This is a genomic window from Chitinophaga arvensicola (assembly GCF_900110835.1).
GTDB classification, from domain to species: domain Bacteria; phylum Bacteroidota; class Bacteroidia; order Chitinophagales; family Chitinophagaceae; genus Chitinophaga; species Chitinophaga arvensicola.
The window spans coordinates 141,394-166,290 of the sequence record NZ_FOJG01000001.1 but is presented as its reverse complement, the minus strand read 5'-3'; the positions used below and the strand labels follow the sequence as shown (position 1 = coordinate 166,290).

The 24,897-nt window shown below is 46.6% G+C and carries 21 protein-coding genes; 17 read left to right on the top strand and 4 right to left on the bottom strand.

The features are described from left to right. The first annotated feature begins 5 nt into the window (after positions 1 to 5). From BMW79_RS00730 to BMW79_RS00720, 3 genes are read left to right on the top strand one after another with little or no spacing between them, the layout of a single operon-like run. Positions 6 to 1,415 (top strand): SGNH/GDSL hydrolase family protein, encoded by a 1,410-nt coding sequence (locus BMW79_RS00730; RefSeq protein WP_089889207.1) that lies wholly within the window; start codon positions 6 to 8, stop codon positions 1,413 to 1,415. Continuing rightward, a complete protein-coding gene (locus BMW79_RS00725; RefSeq protein ID WP_089889204.1) occupies positions 1,387 to 2,676 on the top strand; it encodes a GDSL-type esterase/lipase family protein in 1,290 nt (429 codons plus the stop codon). The genes BMW79_RS00730 and BMW79_RS00725 overlap by 29 nt, the downstream gene beginning before the upstream one ends. Further along, positions 2,663 to 4,147: an MBOAT family O-acyltransferase gene (locus tag BMW79_RS00720; RefSeq protein WP_089889201.1), complete on the top strand. Its 1,485-nt coding sequence runs from the start codon at positions 2,663 to 2,665 to the stop codon at positions 4,145 to 4,147. The genes BMW79_RS00725 and BMW79_RS00720 overlap by 14 nt, the downstream gene beginning before the upstream one ends. Here BMW79_RS00720 and BMW79_RS00715 read toward each other — a convergent pair. Next, positions 4,144 to 5,064, bottom strand: a complete 921-nt coding sequence (locus BMW79_RS00715) for a helix-turn-helix transcriptional regulator (RefSeq protein WP_089889198.1) — start codon at positions 5,062 to 5,064, stop codon at positions 4,144 to 4,146. The genes BMW79_RS00720 and BMW79_RS00715 overlap by 4 nt on opposite strands. A 173-nt stretch (positions 5,065 to 5,237) precedes the next feature. Here BMW79_RS00715 and BMW79_RS00710 point away from each other — a divergent pair, with 173 nt between their 5' ends. Continuing rightward, positions 5,238 to 6,566, top strand: coding sequence for a porin (locus BMW79_RS00710; RefSeq protein ID WP_218150262.1), 1,329 nt, complete (start codon positions 5,238 to 5,240; stop codon positions 6,564 to 6,566). A 74-nt stretch (positions 6,567 to 6,640) separates the two neighbouring features. On the opposite strand, the gene BMW79_RS00705 is transcribed toward BMW79_RS00710, so the two are convergent. Both BMW79_RS00705 and BMW79_RS00700 read right to left on the bottom strand, forming a co-directional pair. Continuing rightward, on the bottom strand, positions 6,641 to 7,690 hold the full coding sequence (locus BMW79_RS00705; RefSeq protein WP_177192001.1) for a sensor histidine kinase: 1,050 nt from the start codon (positions 7,688 to 7,690) through the stop codon (positions 6,641 to 6,643). 208 nt (positions 7,691 to 7,898) lie between these two features. Continuing rightward, a complete protein-coding gene (locus BMW79_RS00700; RefSeq protein ID WP_079471020.1) occupies positions 7,899 to 8,582 on the bottom strand; it encodes a response regulator transcription factor in 684 nt (227 codons plus the stop codon). 379 nt (positions 8,583 to 8,961) lie between these two features. Here BMW79_RS00700 and BMW79_RS00695 point away from each other — a divergent pair, with 379 nt between their 5' ends. The 10 genes from BMW79_RS00695 (at position 8,962) to BMW79_RS00650 (ending at position 21,301) form a co-directional block, all read left to right on the top strand. After that, positions 8,962 to 11,160, top strand: a complete 2,199-nt coding sequence (locus BMW79_RS00695; RefSeq protein ID WP_143059038.1) for a hypothetical protein — start codon at positions 8,962 to 8,964, stop codon at positions 11,158 to 11,160. 127 nt (positions 11,161 to 11,287) lie between these two features. Then, positions 11,288 to 13,048, top strand: a complete 1,761-nt coding sequence (locus BMW79_RS00690; RefSeq protein ID WP_089889191.1) for an ABC transporter ATP-binding protein — start codon at positions 11,288 to 11,290, stop codon at positions 13,046 to 13,048. Positions 13,049 to 13,414: 366 nt separating this feature from the next. Beyond that, entirely contained in the window at positions 13,415 to 14,560 is a 1,146-nt protein-coding gene (gene atpB, locus BMW79_RS00685; protein WP_245752341.1) for a F0F1 ATP synthase subunit A, read from the top strand. A 90-nt stretch (positions 14,561 to 14,650) separates the two neighbouring features. Further along, on the top strand, positions 14,651 to 14,908 hold the full coding sequence (gene atpE, locus BMW79_RS00680) for an ATP synthase F0 subunit C (protein WP_079471016.1): 258 nt from the start codon (positions 14,651 to 14,653) through the stop codon (positions 14,906 to 14,908). A gap of 125 nt (positions 14,909 to 15,033) precedes the next feature. After that, positions 15,034 to 15,528, top strand: coding sequence for a F0F1 ATP synthase subunit B (gene atpF / locus BMW79_RS00675; protein ID WP_089889186.1), 495 nt, complete (start codon positions 15,034 to 15,036; stop codon positions 15,526 to 15,528). Between the two features lie 67 nt (positions 15,529 to 15,595). Continuing rightward, entirely contained in the window at positions 15,596 to 16,156 is a 561-nt protein-coding gene (gene atpH / locus BMW79_RS00670) for an ATP synthase F1 subunit delta (protein WP_089889182.1), read from the top strand. Positions 16,157 to 16,239: 83 nt separating this feature from the next. After that, a complete protein-coding gene (atpA, locus tag BMW79_RS00665) occupies positions 16,240 to 17,817 on the top strand; it encodes a F0F1 ATP synthase subunit alpha (RefSeq protein ID WP_089889179.1) in 1,578 nt (525 codons plus the stop codon). A gap of 262 nt (positions 17,818 to 18,079) precedes the next feature. Continuing rightward, positions 18,080 to 20,236 carry a TonB-dependent receptor gene (locus tag BMW79_RS00660; RefSeq protein ID WP_089889176.1) on the top strand — a complete coding sequence of 719 codons (2,157 nt, stop codon included), beginning with the start codon at positions 18,080 to 18,082 and terminating at the stop codon, positions 20,234 to 20,236. Between the two features lie 11 nt (positions 20,237 to 20,247). Further along, on the top strand, positions 20,248 to 20,898 hold the full coding sequence (locus BMW79_RS00655) for a hypothetical protein (protein WP_089889173.1): 651 nt from the start codon (positions 20,248 to 20,250) through the stop codon (positions 20,896 to 20,898). A 106-nt stretch (positions 20,899 to 21,004) separates the two neighbouring features. Then, the gene (locus tag BMW79_RS00650) at positions 21,005 to 21,301 is read left to right on the top strand and encodes a winged helix-turn-helix domain-containing protein (protein WP_089889170.1); all 297 of its coding nucleotides are present in this window, start codon (positions 21,005 to 21,007) and stop codon (positions 21,299 to 21,301) included. A gap of 2 nt (positions 21,302 to 21,303) precedes the next feature. Here BMW79_RS00650 and pdxA read toward each other — a convergent pair whose 3' ends face one another. Further along, positions 21,304 to 22,380, bottom strand: a complete 1,077-nt coding sequence (gene pdxA, locus BMW79_RS00645) for a 4-hydroxythreonine-4-phosphate dehydrogenase PdxA (RefSeq protein WP_245752340.1) — start codon at positions 22,378 to 22,380, stop codon at positions 21,304 to 21,306. Between the two features lie 114 nt (positions 22,381 to 22,494). Here pdxA and rsmA point away from each other — a divergent pair, with 114 nt between their 5' ends. The 3 genes from rsmA (at position 22,495) to greA (ending at position 24,835) form a co-directional block, all read left to right on the top strand. Next, positions 22,495 to 23,250, top strand: coding sequence for a 16S rRNA (adenine(1518)-N(6)/adenine(1519)-N(6))-dimethyltransferase RsmA (gene rsmA, locus BMW79_RS00640; protein ID WP_089889163.1), 756 nt, complete (start codon positions 22,495 to 22,497; stop codon positions 23,248 to 23,250). Continuing rightward, positions 23,247 to 24,176 carry an NAD(P)-dependent oxidoreductase gene (locus tag BMW79_RS00635; RefSeq protein ID WP_089889160.1) on the top strand — a complete coding sequence of 310 codons (930 nt, stop codon included), beginning with the start codon at positions 23,247 to 23,249 and terminating at the stop codon, positions 24,174 to 24,176. The genes rsmA and BMW79_RS00635 overlap by 4 nt, the downstream gene beginning before the upstream one ends. A gap of 185 nt (positions 24,177 to 24,361) precedes the next feature. After that, a complete protein-coding gene (greA, locus tag BMW79_RS00630; protein ID WP_089889157.1) occupies positions 24,362 to 24,835 on the top strand; it encodes a transcription elongation factor GreA in 474 nt (157 codons plus the stop codon). Positions 24,836 to 24,897: the final 62 nt, after the last annotated feature.

Sequence of the window (24,897 nt, the reverse complement as noted above, 5' to 3'; positions counted from 1 at the left end):
AAACTATGTCCGGCAAAAATAAGTCTGCCTATCCGTTCTACATTATTCTTGGAACTTTAGTTTGTGTAGTAGGGCTGTCACAGCTCAATTACTCCTTTTCATACAAAGACTTTCAATTCCGGAAGCTGGATATGTTGTCAGATCTGAGAACATCGTCCACTTCCCCGGACCAACAAAAGCTTACCGCTGCCGGCAAGGACAGCAGTAAGCTTTCTGTTTTAGACAGCACCGGCGCCGTGGTGAACAACCCCGCTGTGCCCAATCCCGATCATGCACACGATTATATGTCGTATACCGGCATCCTGGAATATGCTTCTCCCGTTCCCGGTGATACCATCGTTGGGATGAAACAATTCTTCGCCGCCCTCCGGGAACTGAAAGCAGGTAAACGCCGCAAAGTAAGGATCGCCTATTTCGGTGATTCCATGATTGAAGGAGACCTGATTACCGGTGATCTGCGCGACAGCTTACAGCATTACTTTGGTGGCGCAGGCGTGGGATTTGTTCCTGTAACCTCCGTGGTAGCGTCTTTCAGAACAACGATCACACATACTTTTTCCACCGACTGGAAAGATTATCATTATAAAAACTCGCCCCCGTCCAGCGTAACACTGGGTTTATCCGGTCATACTTTTTATCCTGGCGGCAACAGCTGGGTAAAGTATTCTCCGGTGAAGAAGCCACTGCTGGATAAGTTCCAGGAGGTGTCTGTATTATACGGACCTGCCGCTTCCGGCTCCGTAACCATTAACGATAAAGCATATACGCTTTCAGGCAGCGAACCGGTAAACCGGCTCGATCTGCAGCAGGATACCGGTCAGGCTTCCGTAACACTGCGGTATTCCGGCAGCGCTATGCCTTTCTATGGTGTTTGCTTTGAAAACGGCAATGGTATTTATGTAGATAACTACTCTTTCAGAGGGATCAGCGGCGTGGAACTAGGCCACTTGTCTGCCGATATGATACATCGCATGCAGCAGGAACGTCCTTACGACCTGGTGGTGATGCACTATGGCGCCAATGTGTTGTTCCGCCCGGAACTGACCGACTATAGCTGGTACGAACGCCCGATGAAAAAAGTAATGGATTCACTTCGCCAGGACCTGCCGGCGACTTCCTTCCTGATCATCGGTACCGCAGATAAATCTTACAGAAAAGCCGACAAATATATTACCGCACCCGGTGTGGAAGCATTGCTGAAAGTACAGCACGATCTGGCCGCTGGTCATGGTACCGCCTACTGGAACCTTTTTGCTGCCATGGGTGGCGAAGGCTCTATGGTAAAGTGGGTAGAAGGAGATACCGTGATGGCTAACAAAGACTATACGCACTTTAACAGAACGGGAGCAGCCAAAGTAGGAGCGCTGCTTTATAAAGCTATTATGAATGAATACAGTCAGGCACAACAACCTTAGCCGTAAATGGGTGACAGTGCTTTTACTGGTACTCAGCGGATTTAGCACCTATGCACAACAACAGCCGTCCGATGCCAACAGTATTCAACAGGACACTGCCTTGTATCGTGTATTTAATTCTTTAGCTGCTGCTGATAGTAACGTGGTTTCTATCCTGCATCTGGGCGATTCCCATATACAGGCCGGTTACTTCTCTATGACCACCGCGTCCCTGCTGCAAAACCAGTTTGGATATGCCGGCAGAGGATATGTTTTTCCGTATAACCTGGCCGGTACCAACGGTCCGGAAGATTATCGTTGGAACAGCACTACCAGGTGGTCGTCTGAAAGGGTAGTAGATCGTAATAAATCCGATGTACTGGGCCCCGGTGCTATTGTGATCAGTTCGCAGAACGATGCGCCCACCCTGTCTTTCGCCGGTAAGCCCGATGGCAGCATGGACAACAACTTCCGCAAGGTGACCCTGTTCTACGATGCCGGCAACAGCAATAATACACTGGTAGTACCCGATGCTACGGTAACGGTTACACCGGCGCCATTTCCGGGTTCACCCACCCTGAGCAAAGCTACCCTCGATTTTTTACAGACTTCCCAATCCTTCCAGGCCAGATGGGAAGGCACTGGTAACGGACCTTTCCGTTTTTACGGCGCCATCATGGAAAACAGCCGCAATGGGGTGTTGTACCATAGCGTTGGTATTAACGGCGCCATGTATCAGCAGTACAATGAATTCAGTAATATCCTGCTGGCAGAGATGGAAACGATGAAGCCACAACTCGTTATCATCTCCCTGGGTACCAACGAAGCCTATGGCGGTAGAATGGACCCACTGGCTTTCCGGGATGAAATAGATAAAGCAGTAACCCTCATCCGGGAACAAAATCCTTCCGTAAATATCCTGTTGACCACACCACCCGATTGTATGCGGGCTGTGCGGAAAGCTACCCGGAAAAAAGTCGGTAAGAAGAAATACAAAACTATCTATCATACCGCCTATTATCCAAACCCGTATATCTCTATGGTCACACAGCAGATCATGGGATATGCCAGACAACACGGTATTGCCTGCTGGAATTTTAATCTCGTGAATAAAACACAGAGCAGTAAATTTGCAGGGGCATGGGCGCCCGACCATATTCATTTTAACGTGAGAGGATACCAGGTACAGGGACAACTACTGTACGAAGCCCTGGAACGTTCATATACACACTACTTACAGCAAACAAAGAAAAATCCAGTAACCTCCAATGATCGACATTAATAAACTGTTATACGAGCTGTCGTACCATGAGTCAGACCCGGTCCTTTTTAACAGTGGCTTCTTCTTTTATTACTTTGCCCTTTTCCTGATGTGCTATCTGCTGGTGAGCAAAAGCAAAACCGGCAGGGTATGGGTATACACGTTATTTTCATTGTATTTCTTTTACAAGGCCTGCGGCTATTACGTAGGACTGGTCATACTTTCGGCTATCGTGGATTTCAACCTCTCGCGATGGATTCATGAAAGTCCTGATAAAACGAAGAAAAAGTCGTTGCTGATCCTCAGTATATTCCTGAACATCGGACTGTTGTTCTACTTCAAATACACCAACTTCTTTATAGGTATTATCAATGATCTGTCTGCCGGGCATATTTTTGCGTTAAAGATCATGCTCCCCATCGGGATCTCTTTCTATACTTTCGAGAACCTGAGTTATACGATAGATGTGTACCGGGATGAGATTAAGCCAGTCGATAATTTCATGGACTACCTCTTCTTCCTGTCGTTCTTCCCGAAGCTGATGATGGGGCCTATTGTGCGTGCGGCGGATTTTATCCCGCAGATTTCTGCCCCTTACCGCCTGAGTTCCGAAGACATTGGCAAAGGGATGTACCTGATCATGGGGGGATTGTTTAAGAAGATCGTGATCTCGGATTTCATCTATCAGAACTTTGTTCAATATATTTTCGATGATCCCAGCAAACACACCGGGCTGGAATGCCTGATCGGGGTGTATGGCTATGCGCTGGTGATCTATTGCGATTTCTCCGGTTATTCCGATATGGCGCTGGGTATTGCCCGGTGGACCGGCTTCAAGATTCCGCCGAACTTCGATTCTCCGTACCAGAGTTCCTCTATTACGGAGTTCTGGCGCCGCTGGCATATTTCCCTGTCCAGCTGGTTGAGAGATTACCTGTATATTCCCCTGGGTGGTAACCGTAAAGGCAAGGTGCGTCAATATATCAACCTGGCGCTCACCATGCTGATAGGCGGTTTCTGGCACGGCGCCAGCTGGAACTTTATTTTCTGGGGAGCCATGCACGGAGGCGCGCTGGCCCTGGATAAGGTACGGATCGACTGGCTCAAACAAAGCAAAGTGGTGATCACCGGCTGGAAAGCGACTGTCCTGAAAGTGCTGGGCGTACTGATCACCTTCCACTTTGTATGTTTCTGCTGGGTGTTCTTCAAGGCATCCACTTTCCACGACGCATGGTCGCTGATTCACCAGGTAGTGTACGACTTCCAGCCTGAAATTGCCATGGAACTGTACAACGGTTATACCGCTGTGTTCTGGGTAATGGTACTGGGTTTCATCTTACACTTCCTGCCGTCTAAATTTGAGTTCTCTATGGAGAAAATACTGGGACGCGTTCCGGTAGCCGGCAGTGTAGCCATCATGGTAGCTTTCATCTGGTTGCTGATACAGGTAAAAAGCACCCAGCCGATGATTCCTATCTACTTCCAGTTTTAGCGTCTTTGCCAGGGGATAAAGATTTCCGAATCATTTTCCCCGGTCAGTGAAATAAAGAAATGGTTGCCGCTCATTTTAAAATAACCTGCGCGGCAACTCTGGTTAATAAATTCATACATGGGCAGTCCGGCTGCAGCGAAACTCATCGGCACCGGCAGCTTTTTGTAATAGCCTCCGGGAACCTGTTTGGTAAAAAGGCCAAACGGTTCCTGGAACGACAGGCGGATCTGCAGATGCGCCATGTCATAAGCCCGGAGTTCCGGCACCATAATTCCCACATACATCAGCATCCTGGAATAATCTGTTACGGGTACCACATCGAGGGTACCGGTAATGATCATTGCGCCCGGCAGCGACAGGCAGGCCTTGATGGCGTACAACTGTTGCTGGTAAATACTCATATACTCCACCATACTTCTTACCGGGTCATTGTTGCGGGGAAGGATATTGTAATACAACGTGTAATCCGTTAGCCTTACGTCCTCTGTCCGGTCAGGAGTGAAGATGAGATGATGCGGATCATCGTGCGGATTGGAAGCAATTTTGGTTCTTGCCAGGGTGTTGATTTCGTTGGGCAGATACAGTTTGTTGCGAAAGGTCAGTGGCGCTTCGTCATACATTTCCCGGAATGCCTTGGTAAAGCTGGACTGCGTGTATCCGCACATTTCACTGATCTGGGCGACGTTGAAATCGCTGTGGCGCAGATACCCGGCCCCCGCTTCCAGTCTTCTTCTTTTGGTGAAATGCTTGTACGACATCCCATAGAATTGTGCAAACTTATGGGAGAAGTTATCGACAGAAGAGCCGATCATCGCAGCTACGGCTTTAAGGTCACGCTCCCCGTATGGATCGTCATGGGATAATGAAATGGCCAGTTGTATCTTTTTCTCCCAATGGTTAATAGTTGAAGTTTTCATGAAGGCAGGTTTTGGAGATGATCCTAATCTAATCAAAATGAGAATGAGGTCCACCAGGTTGACCTGAATAGCTACGGATTAACAAGCGGTTAACGAATCCTTCCTTCTCCGGAGGAATCTCTGTATTAAATAAATGCTAATTCAATACTTTTGCGCAATAATTTCACCACCTGATGCGCGTTACCAGAATTTTCCCGCTTGTTATTTTGATGTTGTGTTTAACGGTAACCGCCCGTGCGCAGTTCCTCATGGATATGATTGATACCACCACGGAGATGGGAAAGGGGATGATCTCCATGTACATGAAGTACGATGCTCTGCGTTTTAGCGGCTATATCCAGCCCGAATTCCAGATGGCGCAGTCGAGAGGCGCCCAAAGCTATGCGGCGGGAAATTTCCCTGCTGCGGTAGACAATCGCTTTACCCTGCGCCGGGGTCGCATCCGGGTGGATTATGAGCGTTATAATAAGGACGATATGCCCATCGTGCAGTTTGCCTTCCAGTTTGATGGTACCGAAAGAGGCGTATTTATCAGGGATTTCTATGGTCGTTTTTTTGAGACGAAATTCAACCTGTTTTCACTGGTGGGAGGGATGTTTGCCCGTCCTTTCGGGTATGAAGTGAACTTTTCGTCCGCCGATCGTGAAACACCGGAGCGGGGAAGGATGTCGCAGATCCTGATGAAAACAGAGCGGGATCTGGGTGCCATGTTTTCTTTTGAGCCACGCCGGAAGGACCATCCGCTGCGTTTTCTTAAGATAGACGTCGGCGCATTCAACGGCCAGGGGCTCACAGCCACCACCGATTTCGATAGCCATAAAGATATTATTGCCCGTGTAGCTGTAAAGCCACAGAAAATAAAGGGCACGCTCAGCCAGTTGTCGGGAGGCGTATCTGTGTTATACGGTGGTATGCAGCAGTTTACAAAGGAAATTAACACCATGGGCTTCGAAAACGGGAAACCCGTTTTCCGCGAGGATTCAGCGCTGAAGAATGTGGGAAAGATAGCTCCCCGGCATTACTACGGGGCGGATGTACAATGGAAGATCTCCAATGGTAAAGGGAAAGGCTACACGCAGTTCCGGGCGGAATATATCCGTGGTCAGCAAACAGCTACGGCTCTCAGCACCGAAACCCCTGGCATCATTCCGGTAACTGCTCAGGGCGGCCTGCAGCCCCTTTATATCCGTAATTTCGATGGGGCCTATCTGTATTATATCCAGAACCTGGGCAGCGTCAAACACCAGGCCGTATTGAAATACGATTGGTACGATCCGAATACAAAAGTGAAAGGAAAGGATATCGGCGCTCCGGGTGCAGGACTCACCCCGGCGGATATACGTTACAATACCCTGGGTATCGGCTACCTGTATTATGCCAATGAACACCTGAAGTTCATGGTGTATTACGACTGGGTAACCAATGAGAAAACAGACCTGGATGGCTATAAGGACGACCTGAAAGACAATGTGCTTACCTGCCGGATGCAGTATCGCTTTTAACAATACAGCCTATAAAAGAGAAAGGGTAAACAGGAGATATCTCCCGTTTACCCTTTCTCTTTTATACAATTATTTTATTCTCTTCCTGATTCCATGGTAAATCCAAACGTACTGCCTATTTCAGGCTTGCTCCGTACGGTGATGGATTGATCGTGTGCTTCCACGATATGTTTCACGATGGCGAGGCCGAGTCCTGTTCCGCCGATATCGCGGCTGCGGGCCCGGTCGGTGCGGTAAAAGCGTTCGAATACCCTTGGCAGGTGTTCTTCCGCCATACCGATACCATCATCTGAAATTTCCACCAGTACGCGTTTCCCGTCCATGCTGTAAATGCTGGCGATGGTGTGGCCGTCTGGTTTGCCGTATTTGATGGAATTGTCTACCAGGTTAATGAGTACCTGGCGGATTTTTTCCTTGTCGGCATGCACCGGCTGGGGCGCTTCGCAGCCTTTCTTGATGCTGAACTTGATGCCTTTTGTATTGGCTTTCAGGGAGAGGGTATCAAATACATCCTTGATGAGATCCTGGATCACAAATACTTCTGCGTTGACCGTCATTTCCCCGCTTTCCAGTTTGGAAATTTCATCCAGGTCATCGATCAGGCGGCAAAGCCGGTCGATGTTCTTGGTAGCGTTTTTCAGGAATAGTTTATTGACGTTAGGATCTTCCAGGGCGCCATCCAGCAGGGTGTGGATATAGCCCTGTACTGCGAAAATGGGTGTTTTCAGTTCATGGGAAAGGTTGAGCAGGAATTCTTTGCGGAACTCTTCGTTCCGGCGTAGGTTTTCCAGTTCTTCTTTCTTCTGGCTGGCCCATTTTTCCACATCTTCACTTACCTCTTCAATGGTTTTCAGGGGAAGGATATTTTTCTGAAAAAACTCTTCCCGCTTGGACGCTTTGGTCTGGTAAATGAATTTATAGATCAGCTTTATTTTCCTGTAAATAAAATTCTGCAGGGTATAAAGGTACAGGTAGTAAGATACCAGGAAAGTCAGTACAAAGGCTCCCACCACTACTTTCCAGTTACCATCCACCACGAAGCTGCCCAATGCGATGATGGCTGATATAACCAGGGCTGTAAAACCCGCTAATTTTTGCGGGGATAGATTTTTAGCTTTAAACATACTCCAAAGTGAGTAATTGATGTAATAATGGGAAATTACTTTAAATTTTTTACTTGACAACAGTAATAGCTTTTATCCGCTAGCCTTTAGCTGTTAGCGACGGGTGTTTTGGTGGGATTTGAATAAGAAAATGACAACACGGAAGTTGTTGTCCGCCCGGCAGATAGCTAACGGCGAAATGCCGCAAGCTATAAATCCGGCAGGGCTACTACATCTCGAACTTGTAGCCTACGCCTTTTACAGTGGTAATTAAGTCGATGCCTATTTTCTGACGGATTTTACGGATATGCACGTCAATCGTACGGTCTCCTACAATCACTTCTGTACCCCAAACCTGGTTGAGGATTTCATTCCGCAGAAATACACGGCCGGGTTTGGATGCCAGTAACTGCAGTAATTCAAACTCTTTCTTAGCGAGAATGATTTCCTGACCTTTGTAGGTAACCGTGAACTTTTCGCGGTCAATGATCAGGTCGCCCAGGGTAACGCGGGTTTCTTCCGGTTTGTGTAAGCGGCGGAACAACGCATTGATTCTGCTTACCAGTAATTTGGGTTTGATAGGCTTTGCAATGTAATCGTCGGCGCCCATGTTTAAACCGTCCACTTCTGATTTCTCATCATTCAGCGCGGTTAAAAATAATACCATGGTGTCTTTGAATTCAGGGATTTTCCTGATTTCGCGGCAGGTATCGATTCCGTTCTTATTCGGCATCATGATATCCAGCATAATCAGATCCGGTCTGAATATTTTTGCTTTCTGGATAGCCTCGCTGCCGTCTTTCGCGGTTACGGTATCATAACCCGCTGTTTTTAGATTGTAGCTGATAATTTCCAGAATATCCAATTCGTCATCTACTACCAGTATTTTTCCTGCAACCGCTTGGTCTATCATAAATTTTGCTTTTAAAAAGACGGGACAAAATTATAAAGCCAACCCCGTGATTAATGGAAAATTAACATTATGAAATTGTTAATTCAATATCAGACTGGTTTTCCGCCTACTTCAGCAAGTTACATCAAATAACAATGCGCTTGCGATATGTAAATTATTCGGCATCCATAGAGGAGTGATTATTATCTAACTGAAGGAAACTCCACGGGAGCGCTGCCATTTTGATGCACTGGCGGCTTTCGAATGACAGTTTGAGTTATAGATGGAATAATTATATATATTTCATCTTAAAAAACAAAAGATAGTAACCAGGTGCTGGCAAACTCTGTATTTTGGTTGTAAATTTGCTATCTGGTCCTCGGGAAAAGATCACTTTAGTATGAGAAGATTTCTAATAATATTATCGCTGACGGTGTTTGCCGTTAGTGGAATGCAGGCACAAAGCAGCCACCATCCAATTCCAATCAGCAGACAGGGATTTCATGACAATATTGATAAAGAACAGGCCGCTGCCGCCAAATTCGACGGCAAGGCGGATGACCTTGTGAAGGTGTCTGATGACCAGACTACCAATCTGCAGGTGACAAACGCCCTGATCAAGGAAGTGGATGATATGCAGCAGGAAATTGAGGATAACGACGCACTGGATCACCGGTTAAAGGTAAAATACCTCTCCGCCATCTATGTGATGCTGAAAGACTATAACCAGAAACGCGCCCATCACAATATTGATCCGGAAGAAGCACCCGCTATTGTAGCTGCTTTCCGCAATATGATGCACGCCGATATCAAAGGCCAGAGCATTCTGCCCTATATCCAGAATCTTTCTTACGAAGCCTCTGAAAGACTGATTGAATCATTCCAGGATAATCCCGGTTATAAAGAAGCCCGTGGACAGGTGTTTACAAAATTTGCCTTCAACAACCTGGAAACAGTAATGCCCAAACTGGGTGACTATCTCAACTACCCTGGTACCGATTCTATCGTAGCCGCCGTAGCCCGGAAATACCCCAACCAGGTATTAACCTACGCTACTTCCTATACGCCGATGGCCAATGCCATCAAGCGCAACCAGGACCCGATCGTACAGCAGATTGTACGCATCGGCCAATCGCCGCAAAGCACCAAGATATTGCCTTTTATAGACGAACTGATTGCAGGTACCACCACCGTAGATAAACTGGAACCTATCGTAGATAACGACTACCAGTACTACAAACAGATGGTGAAGTCCACCATCGCCCTGCAAAAGATGAAAAATGACGGACAAAATCCTTTTGGCCTCAAAGCCATGATGGAAAATATGCTGGCAAAATCACTGCTGTATATCCGCACGGTGAACGATCTGCATGAAGAACCAGCGCCTGTCCGCTTTGCCATCGTGAAGAATTTTACACCGGAAGAACTTTACTACCTCATCATAAACGGTCAGGAAGAACTGTATACTTCCAGTTATACCAACCATAACAACGCAGGTTTATATGACCAGATGATGCTCCGGATGAAACCTCCGCGCGGGGATAGCTTACTGATGATGGTAAATTTTGACCGCTTCAAGAAGTTTATCGCCATGGCTGCCGGTTTCAATACCCTGGATCATTTCCTGAAATCCATGGCGCCGGAAAATTCCAATTATCTCATGCAGAAGTATGTGCAGAACCTGGAAAAAACGGAAGACCTGGAAGATGCAGTAGACGTGGCCAACTCCTTTGGTAGCATCCGTGATGAAAAACTGCTGGACTTCCTGCGGGCAGAAGTAAAAAAGAACCTGGCCTATGTCAGGAAACACAATGATACACGGGGTACTGTTATCTACCAGTTGCTGAGCAGCCTGTTTGAAACAGAATCGAAAGCCGAAAATGATTCTTCCAAAGCTTCCGATATGGCTGCCAAATTGCAACTGCCGCCTATTAATTTCGTTACTTTCAATACACTGGAAAGTGACAGTGGCAGGGTATACCAACAGGTATTCTTTTACGGAGATAAGGATGGCCAGGAGTCTTTCGCCAGCTTCATGACCAATTTCCCTTCGTCCGACTGGAGAGTAAGCAAAAATAAATACTGGGCCACCATCACTTCGGTGAAAGGTAAACCCACTACTATTTATGCGAACCTGCCGGTAGATGAGCCGGGCGATAAAGAAGCCATTTCCAAACTGTCTGATTACCTGGATGAAAACGATATTCACCCGACGATCTTTATTCACCGTGGTCACAGTTATCATATCAATACTACCCTGGAGAATCTGCAAAGCTCTGCTAAAATAGTGGTGCTGGGCTCCTGTGGCGGTTATCATAACCTGGCTACTGTACTGGAAAAATCACCGGAAGCGCATATCATTTCTTCCAAACAGGTAGGTACCCGTTTCGTAAATGAACCGATTATTCATAGCCTGGAAGACCAGGTTAGGTCCGGTAAAAATGTAGACTGGGTGATTATGTGGGCGCAGCTGACCAAACGGTTTGCAGGTGATGCCCGGAACAAAGATCTGTTCAGTGATTATGTGCCGCCTCACAAAAATCTCGGCGCCATTTTCATCAAGGCTTACAAGCAGATCATGAAAGACGAAAAGAAATAATTAGGTATAAATGCGGAAGGCGTCTCTACGGGACGCCTTCTTCGTTTATTAGCAGGCAGGTAGTGCCGGAAATATCCCCCTGAATATTTTTTATCGTAGGTTTGTTGTGTAGTTTAAACCTGGCACATTGGAAAATCTTGCGGTAAAGAAAGTATTTGATTTTAGTTTATTACGGCGCATATTCTCATTCGCGGCCCCTTACAAACGATCCTTCTACATCTCGATGATATTAACGGTGATATTGGCCGCTATTTCCCCTTTGCGTCCATACCTGATCCAGGTCACTGTAGATAAGTATATTGCCAATCAGCTGGTACAGATGCTGATCCTGGTGACGGTTGTGCAGATAGGATTATTGCTGCTGGAAACGGTGGTGCGGTTCTTCTTTTCGTACCTGACCAACTGGCTGGGGCAGTCGGTGGTGAAAGACCTGCGTGTAACAGTGTACAAGAAGATTGTACACCTGAACCTGGCTTTTTTTGATAAAACCCCGATCGGTACGCTTACAACCCGCACCATCAACGACATTGAAGCCATCAACGATGTGTTTTCAGAAGGGATTATTTCTATTGTGGCGGATCTGTTGATGATCATTGCCATCCTGGTGGTGATGTTTATGGAAGACTGGCGGCTTACGCTGATCAGCCTGTCGCCCTTTCCTATCCTGATTTTTGCCACTTATATTTTCAAGGAGAGCGTCAATAAATCCTTTTACCGGGTACGTAACGCTGTTTCTGCCCTGAATGCCTTTGTGCAGGAGCATCTCACGGGAATGGTAGTAGTACAGGCCTTTACTGCTGAAAAAAGGGAGTTTGCCCGTTTCAAGCATATCAACAAGGAACACCGCAAGGCCAATATCGACGCCATCTTTGCGTATTCCGTCTTTTTCCCGGTAGTGGAAATTATCCTGGCAATATCGCTGGGACTGATGGTATGGTGGGGCGCCAACAAGGTATTGAATTACGAAGTGACGCAAGGGGTGATGATTGCCTTTATCATGTACCTGAATATGCTGTTTCGCCCGCTCCGTATGCTGGCAGATAAGTTTAATACCCTGCAGATGGGAATGGTGGCGAGTGAGCGCGTTTTCAAAGTGCTGGATAACCAGGATTATATCCCGGACAGGGGGCATCAGAGTGCCGCAGGGATGAAGGGGGCTATTACCTTTGAGAATGTGAGCTTCGCGTATGTAGATGACCGTTATGTACTGAAAAACATCAGTTTTCATGCAAAGCCCGGAGATACAGTGGCTATTGTGGGGCATACCGGCTCCGGCAAAACCACCATCATCAGTATCCTGAACCGGTTATACGAAATTCAGAAAGGAAGCATTAAGATCGATGATATTGAGCTGCCGGCATATTCGCTGGAATCGTTGCGCAGTAAAATTGGTGTGGTGTTGCAGGATGTGTTCCTGTTTGCCGGCTCTATTTACGATAACATTACGCTGCACAATTCCAATATCAGCCGGGCAAAGGTGGAAGAGGCTTCCCGTTTGATCGGGATCCACGATTTTATCATGCAATTGCCCGGCGGCTACGATTACCAGGTGATGGAGCGGGGTAGTACCTTGTCGCTCGGTCAGCGACAGCTGATTTCATTTGTGAGGGCGCTGCTGTATGATCCGGCTATCCTGGTGCTGGATGAGGCTACTTCTTCAGTGGATACAGAATCTGAAATGATGATCCAGCGGGCGATTGATAAGCTCATTGCCGATCGTACGGCGATTATTATCGCTCACCGCCTGTCGACCATCAGCAAGGCCGATAAAATTATCGTGCTGGATAAAGGGGAGATCAAGGAGATGGGTACGCATGAGGAGTTATTAAAGCTGGAAGGTTTTTACTTCAAGTTGCACAGTATGCAGTTTAATGTGAGCAAGGTGTAAATCGGGATGAGTTCGTCAATATGGTGGACTAACTACGGATCTATCTCCCGGCATATTTTTTCAGGGGCAGCCATTATGGTTGCCTTTGCTATGCAATGGCAGGTGCTTTTACCTTCGGGCGTGTTCATCTACCGGTAGATAAATGAGAAAAAAGATAATATGAAATACTTTTCCAGGTGGTTTAATTTTGAAGTTGTTTTGCCCAAAAAAAGCGGCTTATTTTTTAAACACAATGCGCTGGTTATCAATATAATTGCAATATATACTACTTTTTTTCCGTAGTCGCTTAATTTTGAAGATAAAAACGAGTATCTTTGCGCAAAATTTCAGAAAACGGTGATTTCTTTCAATTGGTTCAAACATAGAATGGTAGCACTTGTGATGGTTTTAGGCCTTCACAGTTTTAGTAATTTTTCCTTTGCACAGGAAGCTCATCACGAAGAAACAGCTAAGGTTGTTGCTGGTGGCGAAGAAGGACATGGGGGAGAAGCGGCTGAGCCTAAAAAATTTGATGCTAAGGAAGTAATTCTTGGACACGTAAAAGATGCGCATGACTGGCACATTTTCAGTATTGGTGAAAGCCATTACACAGTGCCGTTGCCTGTGATCATTTACAATCCTGCCCGTGGTACATCTGTATTTTCCTCTGCTAAATTCGAACACGGCCATAAGGCTTACGAAGGTTATCAGCTGGTGAATGCACATTACCTGCATGAAAAAGGACTGGACCCGGCTAAATATGTAGACGGTAAAGTAATTGCTGTTGACGGAGACGGTAATCCAACCGATGAGAAGATCTACGACTTCTCCATCACCAAGAACATCACCTTCATGATCGTTGCCTCTGCATTGCTGGTGATCCTGATGCTGAATGTGGCCAAGGCGTACAAAGTACGTGGCTCCAAGAAAGCGCCTAAAGGTTTCCAGGGACTGGTGGAGCCGGTAATCATTTTTATGCGTGACGAGGTGGTAAAGCCTAATATTCCCGGTAAACATGCAGAAAGGTTTACGCCTTTCATTCTGACTATATTCTTTTTTATCCTTATCAACAACCTGTTTGGTCTGTTACCTGGCTCTGCCAACGTAACGGGTAACCTGGCGGTAACAGCAGCGCTGGCTATCATCAGCTTTATTGCTACCATGTTCAGCACCAACAAACATTTCTGGGGTCACATTTTCAATCCTCCGGTTCCTTTTGGTGTGAAGTTCATCCTGGCGCCTGTGGAGCTGATCGGTGTATTTACCAAACCGGTATCGTTGATGATCAGGTTGTTTGCCAACATCCTGGCAGGTCACATTATCATCCTGAGTATTATCTCCCTGGTGTTCATATTCGGGTCATTGAATAAGGTAGCTGGTTATGGCTTCCTGCCTATTACTGTAGCCTTTAACATTGTCATGATGATGCTGGAACTGCTGGTAGCATTTATCCAGGCGTTCATCTTTGCTAACCTGACAGCGGTATTTATCGGTCAGGCGATGGAAGGTGCACATGATGAGGCGCATCACTAATTCCGGAAGGGAATTGTTTTTCAGCTGAAAGTGAACAGGCTGACGGCGTTATTAAATCGAAATTTTTTATAATTCAAATACATATTCATTATGGCACTTTTGTCTATTTTATTGCAGGCTGCTGCTGCATCTGGTCTGGCTAAAGCTGGTGGTGCTGTTGGTGCTGGTATCGCGGCTATCGCTGCTGGTATTGGTGTTGGTAACATCGGTAAGAGCGCGCTGGAGTCTATCGCTCGTCAGCCAGAAGCTGCGAACGACATCCGTGCAAACATGATCCTGGCTGCTGCGCTGGTTGAGGGTGTTGCTCTCTTCGGTGTAATCGCTGGTCTGTTGGCGGTAGTTCTGTAAGCCAAACTTTTTACTGCATCCGGCGCACAGGGCAATGGATGCAGTAATCTTTTGTTACAGACAAACCACCACACTACCTGAATCAGAAAAATATCATATCAAAAAAATAATAAAATTCTAATTATATGGATCTGTTGCAACCCGCGTTAGGCTTGTTTCTTATTTCATTATTTATTTTCCTCATTGTATTCTGGATACTGAAAAAATTTGCCTGGACTCCCATCCTCGCTACCCTGAAAGAAAGAGAAGGTTCTATCACTGACTCTATCGCTACTGCAGAAAGAGTGAAGGAAGAAATGGCCCAGATGAAAGCAGAACATGAACATGTGCTGGCGGAAGCTAAAGCTGAAAGAAGCAAGATCCTGAAAGAAGCGAAAGACGCGAAAGACATGATCATCAGCGAAGCCAAAACACAGGCTCAGGCAGAAGCAAAGAAGATCATCAGTGAAGCTTACACCGCTATCGAAAACCAGAAAATGGCTGCGTTAACGGATGTAAAAAATCAGGTGGGTAACCTCGTGATTGAAGTAGCAGAGAAAGTACTGAGAAGAGAACTGGCTGATAAAACAGCGCAGGAAGGCTACGTAAAACAACTGGCAGGAGAAATCAAATTGAACTAAGATATTAGCGCGGGCTCCTGGCTGTCTTCAGTCGGGAGCTTATGCTAAAAGCTAAAAGCTTTTTAATATGCAGAATCCCCGTTTAGCATCCCGGTATGCAAAATCATTGATAAGCCTGGCTCAGGAACTGAACCAGCTGGAAGTGGTGCATACTGACATGCTGCTCTTACAACAGGTGATGAAAAGCAACCCCGATGTGGTGAGTTTGCTTAAAAGCCCGATCATAAAGGCCGATAAAAAGCAGAAGATACTGGCCGCCATACTGGAAGGCCGTGTCAGTGCAACTACCATTTCCTTTATAAACCTGCTGGTAAGCAAAGGACGTGAAAGCGCACTCGCTGAAATGACCACTGAATTTACCCGTCAGTATATGGTGCTGAAAAACATCAGCCCGGTGAAAATCACCACGGCTGTTGCGCTTGATGCTGCCACACTGGACGTGATCAAACAGAAAATTGCCAGCGAAACAACTCAGCAGATCCAGCTGGAAACAGCCGTAGATGCTGAACTGATCGGTGGCTTTGTACTGGAAGCAAATGATCAGTTGTTCGATGCTTCTATCCTGCGTGATCTGAAAGATATCAAACAACAGTTTAACAAGAACGTTTACGTATCTGACTTACGTTAATCTATACAGCAGCCGCTGCGTACACGCAAAGCTGTTGTCGTTATACTAATTTTCTTTAACGACTTTTTTTTAAAATCATAATTATGGTTGATATTAAACCTGATGAAATTTCGGCGATATTACGCCAGCAGTTGAGCAACTTCAATGCTTCTGCCGACCTGGAAGAGGTAGGTACTGTATTATCGGTGGGTGATGGTATTGCCCGCATATACGGTTTAGGTAACGTAGGTTACGGTGAACTGGTAGAATTCAGCAATGGCGTAAAAGCAATTGCACTGAACCTGGAAGAAGACAACGTGGGTGTGGTATTGATGGGTCAGTCAGCAGGTATTAAAGAAGGTGATAAAGTACGTCGTACCAAACAGATCGCTTCCATTAAAGTGGGTGAAGGTGTGGTTGGTCGCGTTATCAATACACTGGGCGAGCCTATCGATGGTAAAGGCCCGCTGAAAGGTGAACTGTACGAAATGCCACTGGAGCGTAAAGCACCAGGTGTGTTGTATCGTGAGCCGGTAAAAGAACCACTGCAAACAGGTGTAAAAGCAATTGATGCGATGATTCCTGTTGGTCGTGGTCAGCGTGAGCTGGTAATTGGTGACCGTCAGACAGGTAAAACAGCTATCTGTATTGATACCATCATCAACCAGAAAGAATTTTATGAAGCAGGTAAACCTGTTTATTGCATATACGTAGCGATTGGTCAGAAAGCATCCACTGTTGCCGGTGTAATGAAAACATTACAGGAAGCAGGTGCTATGGCTTACACTACCATCGTAGCTGCAAACGCTGCTGATCCTGCTCCGCTGCAGTTCTACGCTCCGTTTGCCGGCGCTGCTATCGGTGAATTCTTCCGTGACTCAGGTCGTCCTGCACTGATCGTTTATGATGATCTGTCCAAACAGGCCGTTGCTTACCGTGAAGTATCCCTGCTGCTGAAACGTCCTCCAGGCCGTGAAGCTTATCCAGGTGACGTATTCTACCTGCATAGCCGTTTGCTTGAGCGTGCTGCGAAAATCATCAACAACGATGCGATCGCACAACAGATGAACGACTTACCTGAATCTATCAGACACCTGGTAAAAGGTGGTGGTTCCCTGACAGCATTGCCTATCATCGAAACACAGGCGAGTGACGTATCTGCCTACATCCCTACCAACGTAATCTCCATCACCGATGGTCAGATCTTCCTGGAAGGTAACCTGTTCAACGCCGGTATCCGTCCTGCGATCAACGTAGGTATCTCTGTAAGCCGCGTAGGTGGTAACGCTCAGATCAAATCCATGAAGAAAGTATCTGGTACCCTGAAACTCGATCAGGCACAATACCGTGAAATGGAGGCCTTCTCCAAATTCGGTGGTGACCTGGATGCTGCTACCAAAGCAGTTATCGACAAAGGTGCCCGTAACGTGGAAATCCTGAAACAAGCACAGTTCAGCCCGTACGCCGTGGAAAAACAGGTAGCAATGATTTACCTGGGTACCAACGGTTTGCTGCGTGATGTGCCTGTTAAACAAGTTCGTGCTTTCGAAGAAGCGTTCCTGAATGAAATGCAGGTACGTTTACCAGAAGTACTGGCTGAGTTCAAAAAAGGTAACCTGCCGGAAGATGGCATCAAGAAAATGGTGACCCTGGCGAACGAACTGAAACCAAGATTCGCATAGGCGTTTTAAACGCCTAACATATAGACGCCCTTTGCCATCCGGCAAAGGGCGTTTTTTTTCTCTGGAGATATATCATTAAATAACTGTACAGGCGGTACGGAAAGAGAAGCCCATCTATTTTTAAACTTGTATTTCCCCTCACAGGAGATATTAATAACCACGTTTACCGGAAAAAACAGGGTATTTCACCGAGTTTTTTAACATATTGTTTGGTTTATAGTATAAACTAGTTTAGGTTTGTTCTGTCAATTAATCCCCTTATATGTCCAGCATCAGCCGCTATCTATGTCTTTTAATGTTCACCCCGTTATTCTCCCTGGCACAGAGTAAAATCAGTGGAAAAGTAACGGATTCCAAAAAGCATCCTTTACCCGGTGTAAATATCGCCCTGAAAGGCTCCTACGATGGAGCTACCACTACCGCAGATGGTTCCTTTTCTTTTACCACCAGCGCCACCGGCGACCAGGTGTTATCCGCTACACTGACCAACTACCAGCCACTGGAACTGAAGATCAACACCGGCTCCGGCGAACAGCTCAACATCGTACTGAAAAACGCAGTGAATGCACTGCGGGTAGTCACCATTTCCGCCGGCAGCTTTGAAGCCAGCGATGATAAAAAAGGAACGGTACTTAAACCGCTCGATATCGTTACCACTGCTGGCGCCGGAGCAGATATTGCCAACGCCATCAAAACCTTACCCGGCGCCCAACAAACCAACGACCGCGAAGGCCTGTTTGTACGCGGCGGCACCGGCTACGAAACACAAACCCTGATCGATGGGATGCTTGTAAGGAATCCTTTCTATAGCAGCCTGCCGGATATCCCGGGACGCGGCCGCTTCTCCCCGTTCCTGTTTAAAGGAACCACTTTCAGCAGCGGTGGCTATTCCGCCCAATACGGACAAGGACTATCGTCTGCACTCATCCTGGAATCCATTGACCTGCCAGAAAGATCTTCTTCTTCTGTGGGGGTATCTGTAATAGGTGTAAACGCAGGCGTAGACAATCTTTCCAAGGATAAGAAAACGTCCTATGGTATCGAGGCCGACTATACGAACCTGGCTCCTTATTTTAATATCGTGAAGCCAAAGAATTCGCCTAACCTGGGACCAGAAATCATTGGAACTTCCGCCAATTTCCGCCATAAAACTTCCCGTACCGGTATGCTCAAATTTTACGGCTATGGCAACTGGACAAAGATGGGCTTTAACTCCAACAGCCTGGAATATCCGGGATATACAGAGTCATTTAAACTGCGTAACAATAACGTATACACGAACCTGACTTACCGGGAAAATATAGGGCACGACTGGCACCTGTACCTCGGCGCATCTTTCAGTTCCAATACCGATAACATTGATGCAGATACATTACTAAAGAATCCCGCGCCCAGCCTGATTAAAGTGACTTCCAATCTGAGCCAGAGCCGGGTGATGTTTTATAAAAACCTGGGTCGCTTTTCCGTATTGCGCTTAGGCGGAGAGTATCAGTATGTGGAAGAGAAATCTGCTTTTAATCAGAATAAAGCCAACTATTCAGATAACTATACCGCCGCTTTTGCAGAAGGCGATATTTACTTTACACCCAGCTTTGTAGGAAGGGTAGGAGGCCGCGCGGAATACAGTTCTGTGTTGGCAAAAATGGACTTTGCACCCCGGGTATCCCTGGCGTATAAGTTGAACAACTACAGCCAGTTTTCCGTGGCCTATGGCGATTATTATCAGAAGCCGGAGCCGCAGTATATCCGTTTCGACCGCAACCTGGGCTATATGAAAGCCACGCACTACATCGTCAGCTATCAACGGGTAGCCGCCGATTATACGTTCCGTACAGAACTGTTTTACAAGAAGTATAAAGACCTGGTAAAGACGGTGCCTTATTATAACAATAACGGTGATGGCTATGCGCAGGGAGTGGAATTATTCTGGCGCGACCGGAAAACCTTTAAGAACGTGGACTATTGGATTTCCTACTCTTACCTGGATACCAAACGCGATTACCTGAATTATCCCTACCGGGTGCAACCGGACTTTGCTGCCAATCATACGGCCAGCATCGTTTACAAGCACTATCTGCCAAAGATCACCACCAATCTCGGCTTAACATATTCCTTTGCCTCCGGTCGTCCTTACTATAATCCAAATCAGCCTGCTGATAAATTTATGAGCGACCGTACCATCACTTACAATGCGGTAGGTGTGAGCGCCAGTTACCTGACCAGTATCCGTAAAGCGTTTACCATCTTTGTGTTGTCAGTAAGCAATGCGTTGGGAAATAAACAGGTATTTGGCTATCACTATTCTACGGATGGCTTACGCAGGGATGAGGTGGTACCGAATGTACCGAGATTTATTTACCTGGGTATGTTCATGAACTTTGGTATCGACAGAAGACAGGATGTTATTAATAACCTCTAATCACAATAAATATGAAACGTTTCTTTCTTGCCTTTTTATTAACCGGTACAATGGCTACCGCAGCCATGGCGCAGAGTGCCCAGTACACGGACGCTATGACCAAACAAACTTCCGACCTGGACAGCAGCAGCACCTTCAACCCGGATGCGCTGCAACAGAAAGGGAATACATTTGAACGCATTGCAGACGCAGAGAAAAGCCAATGGCTGCCTTACTATTATGCTGCCTACACACAGGTGATGCAGGCGCTGATGCTGAAAGATAAGAGCCAGGTAGACCCGATTGCCGACAGGTCGGAAGCCAACCTGGACAAGGCAGAAGCGTTGAGCCCGAAGAATTCAGAAATAGCCTGCATCCGATCATTGATTGCTACTGCCAGGTTAACGGTAGATCCGATGACCCGTGGTCAGAAGTACGGCGCAGATGCTGCTGCACAGCTGCAACAGGCGAAGGCATTGAACCCGGAGAATCCGCGCGTTTACATGTTACAGGGACAATCATTATTGTATACGCCGGAGCAGTTCGGTGGTAGCAAGTCGCAGGCAAAAACTACACTTGAACTGGCACTTGCAAAGTTTGCAGCCTTTAAGCCGGAAAGTACCATTGCGCCTCATTGGGGTGAAGGGTATACCCGCATGATGCTGCAGGCAAGTCAGAAATAATCAGATAGTTATATTATTCAGATATTTAGTTATTTTGTTTCCCTGGTTATTAAATCATAGAAACAGAATAGCTAAATATCAATAGCGTTATACGAAAATCAAGCCCATGGACTTTAAAGATCTGGATCCGGTATTACATTCACAGTTGAGGTTGGCTGTTATGTCAGTATTGATCAGTGAAGAGGAAGCAGAATTTACGCTGCTGAAGGAGAAAACAAATGCTACCGCTGGTAATCTGAGTGTACAGATCAATAAACTCCGGGACGCGGAATATATATCCGTAGTGAAACAGTTCAAGGAAAACTATCCGCAAACCATCTGCAAAATAACCCCTACCGGCAAAAAAGCCTTTGAGAATTACGTTACTTCGATACAATCATACCTGAAAGCCGGCAAGCCATAAGGCTATTCCGACGCCAGTTCTGTTTTCTTTAATGGGTTCCGGGTGTTATCGGCATAGCGTTCCCGTTGTTCGAGTATTTCGAGACAGGTAAAGATGGCTTGTCTGAAAGAATCAGGATCAGCCACATTTTTACCGGCAATATCGAATGCGGTGCCATGGTCGGGAGAGGTGCGTACGATGCCCAGTCCGGCGGTATAGTTAATACCGTTGCCGCTGGCCAGTGATTTAAAGGGGATCAGGCCCTGATCATGATACATGGCGAGTACGCCGTCGAATTGTTTAAACATTTCACGGGCAAAGAAGGCATCTGCGCTGTAAGGACCAAAGCAGAGGATACCATTGCCTTTGGCATGTCTGATGGCGGGTGCGATCTGTTCAATTTCTTCGCGGCCGATCAGGCCTTCATCGCCTGCATGTGGATTGAGACCCAATACAGCGATACGTGGCTGGTCGATACCAAAGTCCTTCACTAAGCTATCTCTCATCATGTGCAGTTTACCGAGGATATTATCCTTGGTCACATATTTTGCTACATCTGCCAGGGGCACATGTTCTGTGAGCAGACCTACGCGCATGTTATCGGCAGTCATAAACATCAGTACATCTTTGGCATTGAAGGAATCTCTCAGATAAGGGGTATGACCGGTATAATTGAAATTAGCGCTCTGGATATTGTTTTTATGGATGGGGGCAGTCACCAGACCGGTGATATACCCGTCTTTCAGGCATTTAATGGCTACTTCCAGTGCCCGGGCAGCGTATTTACCGCCGGTTTCATTCAGTACTCCGGGAGTGATCTGTACTTCTTCTTCCCAGCAATTGTAAACGTTCACCTGCTTATGATTAAGGCGGGTGAAGTCTTTGATGCTCTGGTAGTTGAAGTTGTTTTCATTCATCAGCTTCCGGTAAAAGTTGATGGTTTTGTTGGATGCAAAAATCACCGGCGTGCAAAATTCCATCATACGTGTGTCCATAAACGTTTTGATGATAATTTCTGCGCCAATACTGTTGATATCACCTATGGTGATGCCGATTACCGGTTTGTTGATCTGGGTAGTACTCATGCTGAATTGCCTCAATGAAAGGCAAATATAAAGTATTTAGTGGTTTGCTTTCAGCTTTTAGGTCCGGGGCAGGGGAGCATTCCTAAAAGCGCATGGCTAAAAGGTAAAAGCGTATATTTGCGCTTCACAATGTATACACTAAAAAAATCACTCGGCCAGCATTTCCTGACAGATGAAAACATCTCCAGGAAAATTGTGGAGTCGATACCTGTAAACGAAGGCCAGCAAGTGCTGGAGGTGGGTCCCGGCGGGGGCGCCATCACGAAATACCTGTTGCAGTTGCCAGGCATTCAATTTAAGGCGATAGAGCTGGATACTGAAAAGGTGCAGTTTCTTGAAAAGACCTACCCGGCTATTCAGGGTAAGCTGATCAATGAGAGCATCCTCGATGCGGCACTCCCTTTTGAAGGGCCTTTCCGCCTGATCGGCAATTTTCCCTATAATATTTCTACCCAGATCATGTTTAAGGTGCTCGACTGGCGCCAGCAGGTGGATGTGGTAGTAGGAATGTTCCAGAAGGAAGTGGCGCAGCGTATTGCAGCCCCGCATGGCAACAAGGAATATGGTATCCTCAGCGTATTGCTGCAGGCCTATTATAAGATCGAATATTTGTTTGAAGTACATGAAAACTGCTTCAATCCGCCGCCCAAAGTGAAATCTGCCGTGATCCGCCTCACCCGGCTGGAACACCCCGTAGATATTGCCTCTGAGCGCAAATTTTTTGTACTGGTGAAAACCGCCTTCGGACAGCGGCGCAAGCAATTGCGTAATCCGCTGAAGACGATGTTCGACAAGGAACTGCTTGCGCAGGATCCCATCTTTACAAAAAGAGCTGAAGAGTTGAGTGTGGCTGATTTTGCAGCATTATCCCATAAGATGATATGAGCAGGAAAGTATTAGTTACGGCAAAAACACATCCGTATTTAGTGGAACAGTTGGAAAGCAAAGGTTATGAAGTGACGTACCTGCCAGCTGTTACCTATGATGAAGTATATCGTGAGATCGGGGATTGTACCGGACTCATTGTGACCACCAGGATCCATGTGGACAAGCGCCTGATTGACCAGGCGAAACAACTGCAATGGATTGGCCGCCTGGGTTCCGGAATGGAGCTGATAGATGTGCCTTATGCAGAGAGTAAGGGCATCCGTTGTGTAAGCAGTCCGGAAGGTAACCGGGATGCAGTGGGAGAGCAGGCCGTGGGTATGTTGCTGTGCCTGTTGAACAATGTGCTGAAGAGCAGCCTGGAGCTGAGACAAGGCATCTGGGAGCGGGACGGTAACCGTGGATACGAGCTGAATGGCAAAACAGTGGCTATTATCGGCTATGGTAATACGGGTAGCACCTTTGCGCATAAGCTGCAGGGGTTCGACGTTAATATCCTGGCGTACGATAAATATAAAACGGGTTTTGGCACTGATGCAGTGAAAGAATCCACGATGGAAGAGATTTTCAGAGAAGCGGATGTGGTGAGTTTACACCTGCCGCTGACGGCGGAAACGAAACACCTGGGCAGCAGCGCTTTCTTTGCGTCTTTCGCGCGGCCGGTGTGGTTTATGAATGTGGCGAGGGGCAAGCTGGTGAATAACCGGGACCTGATTGCAGCGTTGGATAGTGGTGTATTGGCGGGTGCCTGCCTGGATGTGCTGGAGAATGAAAAGTTAGCTAGTTATAACGAAGAAGAAAAAGAACAACTGGCCTGGTTGCTGAAGGCTGATAATGTAGTGGTAACCCCGCATATTGCAGGGTACTCTCATCAGGCCAGCATCAAGATGGCGAGGATTGTATTAGAGAAATTAAATATTCTTTAAACGGATCCCATCAGGGACGTGTTTCGGGGGTAAATGATTGATTATCAATTTATTTACCCCCGAAATAAGGGTGTTTTTTCTTTATACAAATTTCACTATATTTGCGATAATACCAGTAAACAACGCTTCCGTGCAAATGGAGGCGTTGATTTTTTTTTCTTATAACCAAAAAAACACAACAGGTTATGTCTGGCATAAATTACGTTACGAAAGAAACCCTTGATCAAATGATGAACGAGCTGACCTTACTTAAAACGAAAGGAAGGGCAGAGATTGCGCGTGCTATTTCAGAAGCCAGGGAAAAGGGTGACTTAAAGGAAAATGCCGAATATGATGCCGCCAAAGAAGCGCAGGGGTTACATGAAGCGAAGATTGCCATACTGGAAAATGCGATTGCGGTTTCCCGTATTGTGAGTGCAGATGCTATTGATACTTCTAAAGTATCCATCCTTTGTAAGGTAACTATTACGAATGTAGCGAATAAGAAGACGGTTACCTATCAGATTGTTTCTGAAACAGAAGCGGATCTGAAGGCGGGCAAAATATCGGTGACTTCCCCGATCGGTAAAGGGTTGCTGGGTAAGGCAGTAGGCGAGGTAGCAGAGGTGCAGGCGCCTAACGGACAGATCAAATTCAAGATTGACAATATAACTGCGTAAGGGCCGCTGGCACTTTTTAATGATATTTGCAGGGTTGCATTGAGTTGCAACCCTTTTTTATT